Consider the following 15,914-nt stretch of genomic DNA (forward strand, 5'->3'; position numbering starts at 1 on the left):
GGAGTAATCCTCATGGTGTCGGCGACTCGCGAATGCTTAACCGGACTAACCATCCGGGCATGAGTGAAGCCCTGCTCACCCCGGCTCACTCCCCGTGTCGGCGACTCGCAACCACAGATCAAGCGCCGGGCTCGGCTGTTGAGGTTCGGAGATAGTTTTGGGCAAGTTCCTGGCCAGGCGGCTGCTGAACTACGTCGTACTGATTTTCCTGGCGACGAGCTTCGCGTACCTGCTCGCCGCCACCAACCTGTACCCGCGCGGTTACTTCGAGCAGATGCAGCCTCCGCCATCGCCCGAAGCGGTCAACGCTCAGCTCGACGCGCTGAACCTCAACGACCAGACCCCGATCGCCCAGCGTTACCTCACCTGGCTCGGCGGGATCTTCACCGGTGACTTCGGTAAGACCATCCAGGGCGGCGACGTCGCCTCCCAGATGTGGATGAAGGCCGGAGTCACCCTCCGCCTCATCACCGTCGCCACCCTCCTCGGCAGCTTCCTGGGGATCGCGATCGGCGCCTACGCCGCCATCCGTCAGTACCGGGCCTTCGACAAGTCCGCCACCGCGGTCTCCTTCTTCGTGCTCTCGGTCCCCACCGTGGTCATCGCGATCGTCGTCCAGGTACTCGCCGTCAGCATCAACGACCTGGCCGGGTTCCAACTGTTGCGCTATTCGGGCGAGTACACGGCCGGCTTCAGCGGAGAGTGGTACGAACTCCTGCTCAACCGCGTCTACCACGCGTTGCTGCCCACACTCGTGCTGGCCGTCGCGCTGTTCGCCGCCTTCGCCCGATACCAACGCAACATGATGTTGGACGTCCTGGGCGCCGACTTCGTGCGGACCGCGATGGCCAAGGGGCTCACTCGACGCAAGGCCCTGTTCAAGCACGCCCTGCGCACCGCGCTGATCCCCACGATCACCTATTTCACGTTCACCTTCGGTGCCCTGGTCTCCGGAGCGACCTTCACCGAGAAGATCTACGGCTGGCACGGTATGGGCGCCTGGCTGATCGACTCCATCGCCCGACACGACGTCCACGTGGTCGCGGCCGTCTCCTGGTTCATGGCGATCACCATCATGGCCGCGTCCTTCCTCTCCGACATCCTCTACGCCTGGCTCGACCCGAGAGTGCGGGTGTGACCATGACGCACACCTCCGCCCTCGTCGCCACGGGGGCCATGGCCCCCCGTCCCTTCCCGTACGTTCCGCGTCCCGCCGCGGCAGCCCAGCTGGAGACCACGTCATGAGCCAGACCGAAGACCTCACGGAGTCCGAGCGCCCCGATGGGGCCGAAGAGACGCCGTCCATCCCGCCCATGCCCAACCGGGCCAAGGACGTGCTGCTCCAGCTTCTGAGGACCCGGCGGGTCATCATCGGGCTCGTCCTGATCGCCCTGCTGGCCGCTCTGGCCTTCCTCGGCCCCGTCATCAGCCAGTGGGGGATCGGCGAACGCGACTTCACCGCGCGTCTGGAGGGGATCTCGCCCGACCACTGGTTCGGTACCAACCACACCGGTCAGGACATCTTCACCCAGTCCACCGCCGGTTTGCAGAAGTCGCTGCTCATCGGTCTGCTCGTCGCGCTCGGTTCCACCGTCATCGCAGCGCTCGTCGGCTCCTTCGCCGGCTACTTCGGGGGTATCACCGACCGGGTCCTGATGTGGGTCGCCGACCTGGCCCTGGTCCTGCCCAGCTTCGTCATCCTGGCGATCCTGTCCACCCACTTCGTCGGCCAGGGCGGCTGGCTCATCCTGGTCATCCTGTTGGCCGCGTTCAGCTGGATGGTCACCTCCAAGATGGTGCGCGGTCTGACCATCTCACTGCGCGAACGCGAGTACATCCACGCGGCCCGATTCATGGGCGTCCCCCCGCACAAGATCATCCTGCGGCACATCCTGCCGAACATGTCGTCCCTGCTCATCGCCGACGCCACCATCATGGTCAGCACCGCCATCATCGGCGAGACCGCGTTGAGCTACTTCGGGCTGGGCGTCCAGCCTCCGGACGTCAGTCTCGGTGTGGTCATCGCGAACGGAGCCCCGTACGCCACCACCGCCCCCTGGGTGTTCCTGTTCCCCACGGTTCTGCTGGTGGTCCTGGTCCTCGCCGTGAACATGATCGGGGACGGGCTGCGCGACGCCCTCGACCCGCACTCCAAGTCGCGTCGGTCCTAGGGGAGGGGACACGAACATGAGCATCGACACGGCCGAGGCCACCGAGAACACCACGGACGAACCGACCTCCGAGGTCCCCGTCCTGGAGGTCACCGACCTCAACGTCACCTTCCAAGGACTCGGCGGCAACCCCGACGTCCACGCGGTGCGCGGCGTCAGCTACGCCGTCCACAGAGGAGAGGTGCTGGGCATCGTCGGCGAGTCCGGCTCCGGCAAGTCCGTCTCCTCCATGGCCGCGATGGGATTGCTGCCCGACCACGCCGTGATCACCGGCTCCGTGCGTCTGCACGGCGAGGAGATCCTCGGCAAGAAGGACAAGGAGATGGCGCGCAAGCGCGGCAAGGTCATCTCCATGGTCTTCCAGGACCCGCTCTCCGGGCTCACCCCCGTGTACACCGTCGGCGATCAGCTCGCCGAGGCGGTCCTGGTCCACGACCCCAAGGCGGGCAAGGACAAGGCGCGCGCCCGTGCCATCGAACTGCTCTCTCTGGTGGGCATCCCCCGGCCGGAGGAGCGCTACCGCTCCTTCCCGCACGAGTTCTCCGGCGGTATGCGCCAGCGCGTCATGATCGCCATGGCCATGGCCAACGACCCCGACGTCATCATCTGCGACGAGCCCACCACGGCCCTGGACGTCACCATCCAGGCGCAGATCCTGGACCTGCTGCGCACCGCGCAGCGCGAGACCGGCGCCGCGATCGTCATGATCACCCACGACCTCGGTGTCGTCGCCGGGTTCGTCGACCGTCTCCTGGTCATGTACGCCGGACGCCCCGTGGAGATCGGCGACGTCGACGAGATCTACTACAAGAGCCGCATGCCCTACACCATGGGGCTGCTCGGCGCCGTGCCCCGTATGGACCAAGAGCGTCAGGGCGCCCTCGTCCCGATCAAGGGCAACCCGCCCTCGCTCAGCGCGCTGCCGCCCGGCTGCCCCTTCGCGCCGCGCTGCCCCATCGCGCAGCCCGAATGCGAACTCGCCGAACCGGAACTGCTCACCATCGGTGGACAGCCCTCCGCGGAGAGGATCCGGGAACTCGCCGTGGCCCACGAGGACGCCTCGGCAGGCGCGCGGGAGAAGGACCCCGAGGAGAGGATCCACGACACCGGTGTACGCAGGGCCGCCTGCATCCGCTCCGGCGAGATCGACACCAACGACTGGACCGCCCGGGACATCTATCCGGTCCCCGAGATCCCCGAGGTGGAGGCCTCCTCCCAGGCCCGCGAGGACCGCGCGGAGATGCTGCGCGTCGACGACCTCATCAAGCACCACCCGTTGATGAAGGGCGCGGTCTTCAAGCGCCGTGTCGGTACGGTGTACGCGGTCGACGGGGTCGGTTTCGACATCCGCGAGGGAGAGACCCTCGCCCTCGTCGGCGAGTCCGGGTGCGGCAAGTCTTCCACCCTCATGGAGATCATGGGGCTGGAGAAGCCCCAGCGCGGCACGATCGAGGTCATGGGCAAGAGCACCGCGACCCTCGGAAAACGCGACCGCTTCGCCCTGCGCCGGGACATGCAGATCGTCTTCCAGGACCCGATGAGCTCCCTGGATCCGCGTATGCCGGTCTTCGACATCATCGCCGAGCCCCTGCGCGCCCACGACGTCCCTGCGGCCGAGGTCGTCGAGCGCGTATACGAACTGATCCGACTGGTCGGCCTCAACACCGAGCACGCGACCCGCTTCCCCTCGGAGTTCTCCGGCGGCCAGCGTCAGCGCATCGGGATCGCCCGGGCCCTGGCCCTGGAACCGAAGCTGCTGGTGCTCGACGAGCCGGTGTCGGCACTGGACGTCTCCATCCAGGCCGGTGTGGTCAACCTGCTGGAGGAACTCCAGGCCAAGCTCGGTCTCGCCTACCTCTTCGTGGCGCACGACCTGTCCGTGGTCCGGCACATCGCCGACCGGGTGGCCGTGATGTACCTCGGCAAGATCGTGGAGATCGGCGACACCACGTCGATCTACACCCGCCCCGCCCACCCCTACACCCAGGCGTTGCTGTCCGCGATCCCCATCCCCGACCCGGAGAAGGAACGCGCCCGCACGCACATCGTCTTGGACGGCGACCTGCCCAGCCCCGCCAACCCGCCCTCGGGTTGCAGGTTCCGGACCAGGTGCCAGAAGTTCATCACCCTCTCGGACTCCGAACGGGAGCGGTGCGTGAGCGACGAACCGACGATCCAGCCCACCAACGGTGGGGACCAGGGGACCGCCTGCCACTACGCCGAACGGCTGACGGTCAGCTGAGGAGCCGGAAGTTCGATTTGGCACAGGCCAGTACCGCCCCGCGTACTGGCTGGAACACTCAAGGAGGAAAGATCCCCATGCGAATCGGGAAGGTGCGTTATCTCGCCCCGGCCGCTGCCCTGGTCCTGCTGGCCAGCGCCTGCGCCGACAGCGACGACGGCAATGACACCGAGGCCGCGCAGCAAGAGGTCGCGGAACTGCCCGCCGAGGACCTCAACCCCGCGCCTCGTGAGGACCTTCAGGAGGGCGGCACCTTCGTGTGGGCCCTCAACGAGTACGCCGAGCAGCACAACATGTGGCACACCAACGGCAACCTGGCCAATGTGCGCCGTACCGCCGCGGCGGTCATGCCCAGGACCAGCCGTTACGCCGCCGACGGCACCAACTCCCCGCTGACCGACTACGTCCTCGACTACGGGGTCAGCGACGACGGCCTCGAGGTCTGGTACGAGCTCAACGAGGACGCGGTCTGGTCCGACGGTGAGCCCATCACCGCGGAGGACTACGAGGCCAACTGGCTGACCATCTCCGGCCAGCGCGACGGCGACTTCCAGCTCGGCTCCACCAGCGGCTACGACCTGGTCAAGGAGTTCGTCTCCGACGACGACTACTCCTTCACCCTGAAGTTCGAGGAGCCCTTCTCCGAGTGGCCCGGCCTCTTCAGCCCCCTGTACCCCAAGGAGTACATGGAGGACGAGGAGCTGTTCGAGGAGGGTTACCAGAAGGACTACCCGGTCACCGCCGGCCCCTTCGGTGACGTGGAGTTCGACGACGTCTCCGAGCGCATCACCGTCAGCAAGAACGAGGACTGGTGGGGCACCCCGGCGCTGCTCGACGAGATCATCTTCGACGCCATGGGCAGCGACGCCCAGGCCGGCGCCTTCAACAACGGTGAGGTCGACGGCTTCTACCTCGGCTACGACGCCGCGGGCTACGAGCTGATCAAGGACCGCGAGGGCACCTACTTCACCGAGGCCGTCAACCACGGCCACCGCTTCATCTCGCTGAACGGCGGCAGCCCCCGCCTGGAGGACGTCCGCGTCCGCCACGCGATCTCCCTCGGCATCGACACCGACGTCCTCTCCGAGGTCAGCCTCGACGCCGTCGACTGGCCCATCACCGGTGAGGTCAACCGTCTGCTGCGGTCCAGCCAGTACGGCTACCAGGACAACAGCGAGGGCTACGGCGAGTACGACCCCGAGCGCGCCGGTGAACTCCTCGACGAGGCCGGCTGGACCCTCGAAGAGGGCGAGACCGTCCGCACCAACGAGGACGGCGACACCCTGACCCTGGACTGGGTCGTCTCCGACGACCTCGCCGTCGCCCAGGACGAGGGCGACATCGCCAGCGACATGCTGTCCGAGATCGGCGTCGAGGTGAAGGTCCAGCAGGTGCCGGGCAACTCCCTCTTCCCCGAGTACGTCATCCCCGGTAACTACGAGATGGCCAGCTACGTCCTGACCGGTGTCAACCCCTACGCCGGTGACAGCAAGGGCAACTACGGTATGCCCACCGAGGACGGCGAGTGGGGCAACAACCTCGCCCGCGTCTCCACCGAGGAGATCGACGAGAAGTTCGACGAGCTCATGGCGGAGACCGACCCCGACCGTTACGCCGAGCTCGCCAACGAGATCGACCGTCTCCTGTGGGAGGAGGTCGTGACCATCCCGATGTTCGAGCGTCCCGGCCTCTACGCCGTCAACGAGAACCTGCACAACTGGGGTGAGTTCGGTCTGGCCTCGGACTACGTCTACGAGGACATCGGCTGGGCCAAGGAGTAGCCGCACGGCGGGTGGCGGGCGAAGCCCCGCACCCTCCGACGTGGCCGGGACCCTCCCCCGGACGCGATGAGCGTCCGGGCCGGCGGCCCACCGCGTGAGCACTCCACCACTGGTGACCGAGGGCGTCGGCCCCCCGAACGGGGCCGGCGCCCTTCGGCGTGCCCGGTCGACGTCCGAGCCCGACGAACACGGCCCCGTCGGCTTCCGCGCCTACCGAGAGCGGTGTGTCCGAAACCTTCCGGGGCCTGACAGAATCGGTACCGTTCGACCCCACCCCTCCCTCCCCGCTCGTTGGAAAGTCCCACATGCGACCCCACCCTCTCGTCGCCGCCTGCGTGGCGGCCCTGATGTGCGCGGCACTCACCTCCTGCTCCCGTGAGGACGACGGCCGGAACGCCGAACCCACCGCCGGAGCCGCCGTCGACCCCGAACCGGAGGAGACGGAGGAGACCGGAACGCCCTCGGAGGAATCCGAGGAGGAGCCTCCCTTCGGTACACCGGTCGGTTGGGCGGGCCACCCGGGGCAGGTCGAGGAGACCGAGGAACCGGATGAGGACGAGGACGACGGTGAGGAGGTCGACGACCCCGAGGAGCACACGGCCGTGACCGGCGGAGCCGGGGGAGAGACGGTCACCGCGAAGGACGCCGACGAACTCGCCGAGCACCTCCGGACCGACGAGCCCCTCACCGTGGAGATCGAAGGCGACATCGACCTCGACGGCCGGATCCGTGTCGGATCGGACAAGACGCTCCTGGGTGTCGGAGAGGGCGCCGAACTGACCGGCGGCGCACTCGTCGTCGAAGAGGCCGCCAACGTCATCATCGCCAACGTGACCATGACGGTCGACGAGACCGCCGTGAGCATCGGAGAGGGCGCCCACCACGTGTGGGTGGACGGCTCCACCTTCTCCGGAGGGGACGGCGACCCCCTCGTCTCGGTGACCGACGACGCCGACCACGTCACCGTGTCCTGGAATCGCTTCACCGACGCCGAAGCGGCCATCCTCATCGATGGGGGGGACGACGAGGAGCGGGAGCGGGCCCCCCGGGTGACCGTCCACCACAACTTCTTCGACGGCACCACGGCCCGGCACCCCCGGGCCCTCAACGCCGAACACGTCCACGTGTTCAACAACTACTTCCGCGACAACCCCGAGTACGGGGTGAGCTCGGCGGACGGGGCCAACGTGCTGGTCGAGGGCAACTACTTCGAACGCACACCCCTGTCGGTCGCCACCGAGAAGGACGACGAACCCGGCAATGTCGCCACCCGCGACAACCTTCTCGTCGACTCCGACCAGCCCGAACTACGCGGCGAGGTCCCCGACCCGCCCTACGCCTACGAGCTCGACGACACCGTCACCATCCCCGATCTGGTCGGCAGCCGAGCCGGAGCCCACTAGGGAGCCGTGTCCCCGTCCCCCCGGGAAGGACGGGGACATCCTCCTTCCCACGGGGGGCCTGGTGTCCGGCCGGGAGGCGAGGCGCGTCCGATCAGTCGAGGGTCGGTCGGTAGTCGTAGGTCTCCCCGAGGCCCTCCCCGGTGTCGTACTCGAGCCTGCGGGGGTACCCCTCCTCGTCGATCCAGAGGCTGAACTCGGTCTCGGGCAGCACGGTCAGCGTGTTGTGCCCGCTCTCCTCCTCGTAACCGCCCATCACCGCGGTGAAGTCGCCCGTGTAGCGGTAGGCGGTGTAGGAACTCTCGGGAGACCCGTCCAGGCCCTCGGGGAGCGTGATCTCCTCTGTGCCCTCCCACACCAGGTCGGAGGCGGAGTCCACCAGGTCGTCCAAGGGGGACAGGGCGAACTCGATCGAGCACAGCCGTCGATCCGCCTCCGAGGGCGGGTTCAACAGGCTCATCCCGGTCATCCCGCGTTCGGCGGTCATCAGGTAGCCGGTGTCGTCCAACTCGTACCGGTACACCTCGACCCCCTCGGCCGTGGTGAAGTGGTGCTCGAAGGCCACATCGGCCTCCACGCCCCGCCGGGCCCAACCCCGCCCGGCCTCCTCGCCCTCCTCTCGTTGCGTGTAGCTCACGGACAGGGAAGGGGCGGCTCGCAGACCCCGGGCGGCCAACGTCAGGAAGGCCTCGGCGTCGTCGGGGTCGACGCTCTCCGAACGCTCCCGCGGGGGACGGGCCTGCTCGGACGGTTCGGCCAGGGGGGCCACCGTGTCGTCCTCCAGGGTGAGGCGGGCGACGACCCATCCGCTGGCGATCACCGCCAGGCAGGTCAGGACCACGATCAGGGCCAAAGGCCAGTTGGGACGGCCGGGGTCGTCTTCCGTCGGCTCCGGTCCGGAGAACGGCATCGATGTCGACACTGACAACGCCTCGCTTCTGCGGCTCGGTAGGTGGGGGACCGCTTACGGTGGTTACGACGCGGGGACCGTCCTCTCTGTTCGAGCGTCGCCGACACATAATCTCGACAGGCAGTGACGAAACGGGCCGCGAACGTGGCGACCGACCCGGCGATCTCGATCCGAACGGGCTGCCGTCCTCATCCCTCGTCCAGACGCGGCGGATCGCGTTCGATCCGTCGGACGGCGCGCCGGACCCTCTCCCGGGCCGTGGGGGAAGGGCGCCAGCCACGGTCGAGCAGAAGGTTCCGGACTCGGCGCAGCAGACGCTCTGGGTGCGTACGCAGGTCGTGCATCCCGATCGACACCACCTCCCAACCGGCGTGGGTCATGGCCGAGTACCGTCGCCGGTCTCGTTCGCGTTCGACACGGGAGGAATGGTGTTCGGCGCTGTCGTACTCCAACGCCACCCTCTGGTCGGGCCACCCCAGATCGGCGTGGAAGCGTCCCCGGGCGGTCTCGACCCGGCACTGGGTGACCGGTCTGGGCAGCCCCGCCCGGTACAGCAACACCCGGGCCCAGCTCTCCGCCGGAGAACCGCTGCCCCCGTCGGAGAGCCCGACGGCCAGGGCCAGCCCCGGGAGGCTCGAACGAGGATGGCGGCGTAGCGTCGAGAGCAGTCGCCCCCTCCGTAGCGCTCCCCGTGCCAGAAAACGATCCAGGAGCGCGGTGGCCCGATACGGACAGCCGGCCTCCGCGGCCAGGTCCAGGGCGGTACGGGCCGGGGCGGTCACCCGCACCCCCTCGATCAACGAACGGTCCGGGTACGGGATCAGCTCACGGTGGACGACCACACCATGCCGTGAGGCCCCTCGCACCCCGGGAGGGAGTGCTACGCGCAACCGTTCCCGCGTGACCGAGGTGCCCCGCGGATGCACGTCCACCCCCCACAGATAGGCGGCGGTCCGACCGAAGGCGAGGGCATCGGCGGACAGTTCCGACAGGATCGGGCGCAGGGTCCGCAGGAGCAGATCCCGACCGGGTGGTGAGGCCGTCAAGGAGATGGAGGGCCCCGAAGGACGCGGTGGAGGGGGAGGAGGGACGACGCGAGGGATGGCGAAGAGAGGGATGTTCGGATCGGGACGAAGAGGGTCCGAGGCCATACCTCCAGGTTCGGCCCGGGCCCGGCGCCGGGCAAGCCCCTTCTCGAACCTGTGGACGGCCCCGCTCCCCGACGGACTCCGCCTAACGGAAGGGCGGGGGGCCCACGGACAGGTGGACGTGGTCCACGTGGTTCTGGGTGTTGCTGCCGCGCTCGCCGGCGGGTCGGCTCACGCTCGACCACGGACCGACCGCGTCCTTGGCCGGGTTCCAGATGCGGTAGTTGTAGATGATCCCCTTGACCTCCAGTTCCCGGTGGTTCTGGATGAGGAAGTCGATCACCTGGAGGGCGGTGGCGTCCATCTCCGGGGTCGGAACCCCTCCGAGGTCGGCCATCATGTAGTCGACGGCCTGGCCGTAACCGTGGTCGCTGGTCCCCTCGTCGCGATAGCCCCCCGCGCTGATGTAGAAACCCGGGAACTCATCGTTGAGGACCTTGTGGGTCGCGCACATGGCCGGGTCCAGCCGTCCCAGGTCGGCACAGTCCACGATCGCGCCGCCGCCGAACACGGCGTTCGGGTCGAACGCGTACTCTCCGACCCGGTCGATGAGGTAGACGTCGAAGTAGCCCGAGGCCTGGTCCACATCGTCCACGGACGCGCCGTCACAGGTCAGTTCCATGTCCTGGCGACCACAGCCCGACCCCATCTCGATGATCGCGATCGCCGACGCGTTGCCCACCGCCGTCGACCCCGAATCGTCCTCTCCGTCGCAGACGATGTCGTTCCAGTCCCGGGAACCGTCCGGCTCCAGCTCCTTCTGACAGAGCGCGCCCCGGACCTCGACCCGGACGATGTTGCCGGAGCGGCCCATCACGTTGTCGCTGGCCTGGATGTCGGTGAGCACCGCCCCGTTCTCCCGGGCGTAGGCCTCGGCCCGCTCTCTGGCGATCTCCTCGTCGTAGCGGGGCATCGGGAAGACGCCGTCGGCGAGCTGCCGGGCCGCGTGGTCCCGGAGCGCCCCCACCGCCGCCAGGGCCGCGGCGTCGGCCGCGGTCTGGGCCTGGGAACGCTGGTCGTTGGCCGCGCCCACGCGGACGAACAACACGGTGAGCGAGAGCAACGCGATGACCATGCCGAAGATCAGGAGGATACTGGCCTGGCCGTCGTCGCGGCGGCCCTGGAGGAGGCGTCCGCGGTCCGTTCGGGGGGAGGTCCGTCGCATGGTGGTCCGGGGGGTCGATCCCGCGGGGCGGGCACGGTCGGGGCGGGTCGTGGGGCGGGAGAGACCCTCTCGCACAGACCCCTGCTTCGGGCAGCTTAGTCCGCCTCATACCCCGGGTACAGGGGGAACTCCCTCATCTGTGGACGATTCTCGGGGTCGTCCGAGGTCGGAGCGGTGCGGCCGAGGACGAAAGCGTTCCACTCCGGAAGGGGACGCTCAGGGAGCGGGCGATCGGCGGGCGGCCCCGTCGAGGATGAGGGCGATCTCCTGCGCGGCGGCCCGCGCGGCCTCGATGTCGGTCGCCTCGGAGACCGCCAGTTCCAGTCGGGCCAGTCGGGCGGCCCGGCGTGGGCAGCTGCGCAGTTCCACGAACATGCCCCAACGACGGAGGAACATACGGACCGGAGCCGGATCCCCGCTACGGGAGCACAGATCGCGGACGTGATGCTGTTGGGTGTCGAAGGTGGTGAGGGCATCGGGGGCCACACGGAGGACGGCGGCGCGCAGGACCGAGTCCTCGAGGTCGCCGACCGGGGGTTTCGACCGTAGGGGTTCGCGGATCAAAGCGACTCACCTCTTCACTGGGGGAGAAGAACCCTGGACCGAGCATGCGCTGTTCCCAGGGGCGGTACAAGCGAGATCCCGGAACCTGGGGAAAACTCCCCCCTGGGATGTTCCGTCGGGAAAGGGCGGCCTCTTCCGGCCGGTGTTATACGGGTATGTGTCCATACCTTCGTATTGGCCGGCCGTATCTCGTGAGTGCCTGAAGGGCGGCGGCGAGAAGACCTGGCGACCTGGTGGCCAGGTTAGAGATGTGGGTTGACCAGTGCAGACGCCAACCTGGTATCCAGAGCCAGTTTTCGGGCAGCACTCAGAACCGAACCCGGCGGCCAGGCCACCAGGTCCGGAACCGAAATGGTGATGGATTCCGTGCAAGGGTCGACGGAATCGACGGCGGCGCTTCGCCACCATCCCGCATCACCCTAGAGCCCGACGCCGCGCAAGTGGGGGACGTCCTCCCGGCGAGGCGTCCCCTCTTTCCCCGAACCCCCTCAGACCACCCCCACCACGCCCCAGAACCCGGGGTCCTTCTCGGTGACCACGACCGCGCCCGGCATGAGCGTCGCCACCGGAAGGTAGGGAGAGTCGACGGCCCCCTCCGGAACAGCGCGTATCTCCTCGTTCACGGTCAGGTCCGCGTCCAGATGGACAGGGGTCTCGGAGCCCTCCCACCGTGCGAACTCCACCCCGACCGGCCCTCGCTCCAGGTCCGGATCCGTCAGCGGATCCAGTCGGAGCACACCCTCCTCCAGGAGAAGCCCCCGACCGATGTCGTCGCCTTCGCCAGGGCGTTCCGGTACCTCGAAGTGGGCCACCTCCTCACCCGTAAAGGACGTGTACCAGTAGTCGACCGTGGACTCGTCATCGTCGATGGAGGTCTCCACGTAACCGTCGTCGAGCAACCCGACCGGGTCCCGCTCCTGTACCCGGTAGGCCTCACCCTCGATCTCCTCGCCCGTGACCGGGTCGATGAGGAACTCATGACGCTGATTCCCGGAACCCACCTGGAGAAGGAGCGCCCTACCGTTCGGTGCGAGCTCGTGGTCGGCCACACGGCGAACCGTGTCGGTGAACCCCTGCTCCAGCTCCCAACGGGGCTCTCCCGTGGTCGCGTCCAACCCGATCACGAGCATCCCCTGCTCGCTGGTGTCGACCGAGTCGTCCCGTAGGCCGCCGTCGTTGTAGGCCATGATGAGCACGACGGTGTCCTCGAAGCTCAGCACCTTCTCGACGACCACCCCCGCCCCGCGCTCGGGTGGTTCGAAGGACCAGAGCCGTTCCCCTTCCATGAGGGAGAAGGTCTCCACCGGACTTCCAGGTTCCTTCGAGGCGACGATCGCCGCGTCCGAAGTGAGCTCCACCGTCCGTTGGAAGATCTCACCCGTACCATCCTCGTGTTCGGCGAGAACCCGCCCCGTCCCGGAGTCGAGCACCACGGTCGTATCGACCGCCCCTTCCGACAAGGTCAAAAGGACGCTCTCATGATCCGGGGTCACCCCGGCACGGGCGGAGGAGGTCTGTGGCATCCGGTAGCTCCACAGCTCCTCCCCGGTGACCCCGTCCAACCCCACCACACCGCTGCCCAGCACCATCAAGGGGCCGGACACCCCCGGCAGGATGTACTCGAGCCTGCCACCGGCCTCTTCGGCGCTCCACTCCCAGCCCACCTCCGACACCGAGGTCGGCAACGAACGCACAGGCGCCTCACCATCGAGGACATGGTGCTCTACAGGGGTGGAACCCTCTGAAACGCCGGGCATGATCGAGCAGCCGGACGCCAGAAGTGGGACGCAGAGGAAGAGAACGGTGAGGGAACCGACCGTTCGAGAAGTGGTAGTGGGCACGGGAGACCTTCTCGCTCGGGGATGTTCCCGGCCGTTCTACCGTGTTCCACCGCGAGCGTCACATGGAGCCGAGTCGTGATCCGTCGGGAGGCGGGCTCCGGAGCATGCCGCGCCGGTGGAGTACCCCACGGAAGCCCTCAGCGCGCGTGAAAGCGCACCCCCGGATGGAACGTCCGCCCCTGAGACGTTCTCGTGTGCGCGGTATCAGGGCAGTCGGCGGCTGAGGGCCTCCACGACGTGCACGTCGGCGATGGTCAATCGCAGGTCGCCCGAATCGATCGGGGCCACGGTCACCGACCTCGCGTACGCCCCATGGCTCCACCGCCGTGAGGTCAGGGACGGAACGGCTTTGGCCCCCAACCTCCCCAACGCTCCGGAGGGGCCGGCGAGGAGCCGGAGACGCCAGCGGGCACGCGAGATCGTCAACCCCCGGTAGTCGTCATGGAGAAGAAGCGGCAGCGCGCCCACCAGCCGTCCCTCCTCCCTGGTGGAGGGGCCCGGGAGGACCTCCAGCGGAAAACGACGGCCGGCGTCGGTGCCGCGCACCACCTCCAGCGCGTAGGCCACCCCCTCCGGCGGAGGCGCCCCGAGATCCACCTCCACACGCAGTTCGTCGGCGCGCCTCCCGACAGGACGCACCCGCACCCTCTCCACGGGCAGGGTCGGCGCCAACGGCGAGCTGCGAAGCCCCAGCCGATCGTTGATCGTGTAGTACGGCCGCACCTTGGAACCGGTGCCCCGGTCGCTCTTCACCTGCTGGGCCGGGTAGTCGATGATCTTCTTGTAACCCACGACCCCCGATAGATGCCGCCCCAACGTGCACTCGGTTCCGTCGGACAACACCAGCCTCATCTGCCACTTGTCGGAATCCCCATGGCGTTCCCGTACCACTTCGGACGGGTCGATGACGGCGGTGAACTCGCCTTCGTAGGCGACGGCGGACGGGAACTCGTGGCGCTCCCGGGAAGAGGAGTTCCTCCGCACCACCAGGCGGGCCCGAGCATCGGGGAGCGACCGGCCCAGAAGTCGTCCTTGGACGGTGATGAGCCCGTCGGCGATCTCCACGTGTTCGACCTCGGCGTGATGGGGAGAGCGCCGCGCGTGCAGGATCAGCCGTCCCTTGGGGGAACGGTCCGGGATCACCAGGGACAGTTCCTCGGTGTCGGCGACGGAGAGCGGGAAACCGTGCTGGTGGATGGTCACATCCCGTATCGGGCGTTCCACGCCCGCGTCCCTCCGGTGCACCTGCCAGGTTCCGGTGGTCAGGTCGTGGGCGGAGGCGTCCACCTTCACCCTCCCGTCGCGATCGGGTGCCAGCTCCAGGTGCCCGGCCCCCCGGGAGAGCACCACCTTGTCCGGTATCGACCCGAGGCCGGTCTCCCCGAGGGAGGGCCCGAAGTCCAGGACCGCCACCCCGTCGGGGCCGAGCTCCACCCGACAGGCGGCGGGCGGCTCGGATCGTGGGGCCGGCACGGTGATCGGGGGAGAGGAGGGGAGGCGCTCCCCGGCCAGCTCGTGGAAGAGCTCCTCGTGCAGGCGCACGATGTTGACCGGATCGAACCGCTCCGAAGCCGTCAGCGCGGCCGAGGCCATGCGCCGACGCAGATCGTCGTCGCCCATCAGTTCGGCGAGCCCCTCGGCGATGCCGGAGGCCGATCGGTTGGGCACCAGCAGTCCGTCCTCGCCGTCGCGGATGATCGAGGCCGGACCGTGCGGGCAGTCGGTGCTCACCACGGGCAGCCCCGAACGCATGGCCTCGACGATGGTCATCCCGAAGGGCTCCTCACTGGAGGTGACCGCCGCGAACGACCCCTGGGCCCAGGCCTCCTCCACCCGCGGATGAGGCCCCATCAGCCACACCCGGTCCTGGAGCCCCAGGGAGTTCACCAGCCGTCCGAGCGCGCCCCGCCTGCTGCCTCGTCCGTAGATGCGCAGGGTCCAGTCGGGGAACTCGTCGCCCACCATGGAGAAGGCCTGGACGAGCAGGTCGTGCCGTTTGCTGGGCGCGAGCCGTCCGGCGGCGACGATCGTGCGCGTGTCGTGGCCGTTGCCGATGAAGGCGGGGGCGGGCACCGAATTGGGGATGGACAACAGTCGCACCCCGGGCAGGGGCATCTTCGCGGAGTAGGTGCGGGCGTCGGCCTCGGTGACGGTGACGAAGGCGTCCAGGGCGGTGTACTCGGCGGCCAGGATCCGACGCAGTTCGTCCGAATGCTGCTCGTAGGTGAGGTGTTCCTGTCCGACCTTGATCAGGTGGTCGGGGGCGGCCCGTGCGATGACCACGTTGAGGCCCGGGCGGGTGCCGACGACCACGTCGGCGTCGGTGGTGGCCAGGTACTCCTCGAGCCGGTCGTCGGTGAGCCGGCTGTGGGTGGAACCGCGCCCGTCCTCCGGGGGGAACAGGAGAGGAGGCAGGCCGGCGCGTTCGGAACCCTCGTAGAGGGGCCGCCCTCCGATGCCGGTCCCCTGGTCCCCATGGCGGCGGATGTCGACGAGCGGACGTATACGGACCCGGGAGGGGACGGGCAGGACGGGGTCGGCACGGTGGCGGAACACCGAGACGATCTCGACCTCGTGCCGTTCCGAGAGAGCCGCGGCCTGATTGGCGACGGTGCGCACGGTGCCACCGATGCCGTACATGTCGTTGATCAGATAAGCGATCTTCATCGGGCCCCCGTGTCCTCAACCCCGC

At 68.4% G+C, this 15,914-nt stretch carries 11 protein-coding genes; 5 read left to right on the forward strand and 6 right to left on the reverse strand.

The window, feature by feature from the left end; translation table 11 throughout:
• Positions 1 to 157: 157 nt before the first annotated feature.
• The 5 genes from TR33_RS17430 to TR33_RS17450 all read left to right on the forward strand — a co-directional run bounded on the left by TR33_RS17430 (position 158) and on the right by TR33_RS17450 (position 7,597).
• Positions 158 to 1,138 (forward strand): ABC transporter permease, encoded by a 981-nt coding sequence (locus TR33_RS17430; protein ID WP_014911571.1) that lies wholly within the window; start codon positions 158 to 160, stop codon positions 1,136 to 1,138.
• Between the two features lie 103 nt (positions 1,139 to 1,241).
• Entirely contained in the window at positions 1,242 to 2,171 is a 930-nt protein-coding gene (locus tag TR33_RS17435) for an ABC transporter permease (protein WP_014912607.1), read from the forward strand.
• Between the two features lie 16 nt (positions 2,172 to 2,187).
• Positions 2,188 to 4,413, forward strand: coding sequence for a dipeptide ABC transporter ATP-binding protein (locus TR33_RS17440; protein WP_042284174.1), 2,226 nt, complete (start codon positions 2,188 to 2,190; stop codon positions 4,411 to 4,413).
• A gap of 77 nt (positions 4,414 to 4,490) precedes the next feature.
• Positions 4,491 to 6,194 (forward strand): ABC transporter family substrate-binding protein, encoded by a 1,704-nt coding sequence (locus tag TR33_RS17445; RefSeq protein WP_042284176.1) that lies wholly within the window; start codon positions 4,491 to 4,493, stop codon positions 6,192 to 6,194.
• 305 nt (positions 6,195 to 6,499) lie between these two features.
• Positions 6,500 to 7,597 (forward strand): pectate lyase family protein, encoded by a 1,098-nt coding sequence (locus TR33_RS17450; RefSeq protein WP_042284178.1) that lies wholly within the window; start codon positions 6,500 to 6,502, stop codon positions 7,595 to 7,597.
• Between the two features lie 91 nt (positions 7,598 to 7,688).
• On the opposite strand, the gene TR33_RS17455 is transcribed toward TR33_RS17450, so the two are convergent.
• The 6 genes from TR33_RS17455 to TR33_RS17480 all read right to left on the reverse strand — a co-directional run bounded on the left by TR33_RS17455 (position 7,689) and on the right by TR33_RS17480 (position 15,889).
• Positions 7,689 to 8,504: a hypothetical protein gene (locus tag TR33_RS17455; protein ID WP_042284180.1), complete on the reverse strand. Its 816-nt coding sequence runs from the start codon at positions 8,502 to 8,504 to the stop codon at positions 7,689 to 7,691.
• Between the two features lie 188 nt (positions 8,505 to 8,692).
• Complete coding sequence (locus tag TR33_RS17460; RefSeq protein WP_234305870.1) at positions 8,693 to 9,550, reverse strand: type IV toxin-antitoxin system AbiEi family antitoxin; 858 nt, start codon at positions 9,548 to 9,550, stop codon at positions 8,693 to 8,695.
• Between the two features lie 187 nt (positions 9,551 to 9,737).
• Positions 9,738 to 10,817, reverse strand: a complete 1,080-nt coding sequence (locus TR33_RS17465; protein ID WP_234305871.1) for a VldE C-terminal domain-containing protein — start codon at positions 10,815 to 10,817, stop codon at positions 9,738 to 9,740.
• Between the two features lie 216 nt (positions 10,818 to 11,033).
• On the reverse strand, positions 11,034 to 11,381 hold the full coding sequence (locus TR33_RS17470) for a hypothetical protein (protein ID WP_042284184.1): 348 nt from the start codon (positions 11,379 to 11,381) through the stop codon (positions 11,034 to 11,036).
• Between the two features lie 488 nt (positions 11,382 to 11,869).
• Positions 11,870 to 13,075, reverse strand: a complete 1,206-nt coding sequence (locus tag TR33_RS17475) for an outer membrane protein assembly factor BamB family protein (protein WP_234305872.1) — start codon at positions 13,073 to 13,075, stop codon at positions 11,870 to 11,872.
• 351 nt (positions 13,076 to 13,426) lie between these two features.
• The gene (locus tag TR33_RS17480) at positions 13,427 to 15,889 is read right to left on the reverse strand and encodes a glycosyltransferase family 4 protein (RefSeq protein WP_042284186.1); all 2,463 of its coding nucleotides are present in this window, start codon (positions 15,887 to 15,889) and stop codon (positions 13,427 to 13,429) included.
• Positions 15,890 to 15,914: the final 25 nt, after the last annotated feature.

The sequence above is a fragment of the Nocardiopsis alba genome, assembly GCF_000710955.1.
GTDB lineage: Bacteria > Actinomycetota > Actinomycetes > Streptosporangiales > Streptosporangiaceae > Nocardiopsis > Nocardiopsis alba.

Coding starts and splice junctions, on each gene's coding strand:
- TR33_RS17435 (WP_014912607.1), top strand. CDS start 1,242: ATGAGCCAGACCGAAGACCTCACGGAGTCCGAGCGCCCCGATGGGGCC.
- TR33_RS17440 (WP_042284174.1), top strand. CDS start 2,188: ATGAGCATCGACACGGCCGAGGCCACCGAGAACACCACGGACGAACCG.
- TR33_RS17445 (WP_042284176.1), top strand. CDS start 4,491: ATGCGAATCGGGAAGGTGCGTTATCTCGCCCCGGCCGCTGCCCTGGTC.
- TR33_RS17450 (WP_042284178.1), top strand. CDS start 6,500: ATGCGACCCCACCCTCTCGTCGCCGCCTGCGTGGCGGCCCTGATGTGC.
- TR33_RS17455 (WP_042284180.1), bottom strand. CDS start 8,504: ATGCCGTTCTCCGGACCGGAGCCGACGGAAGACGACCCCGGCCGTCCC.
- TR33_RS17465 (WP_234305871.1), bottom strand. CDS start 10,817: ATGCGACGGACCTCCCCCCGAACGGACCGCGGACGCCTCCTCCAGGGC.
- TR33_RS17480 (WP_042284186.1), bottom strand. CDS start 15,889: ATGAAGATCGCTTATCTGATCAACGACATGTACGGCATCGGTGGCACC.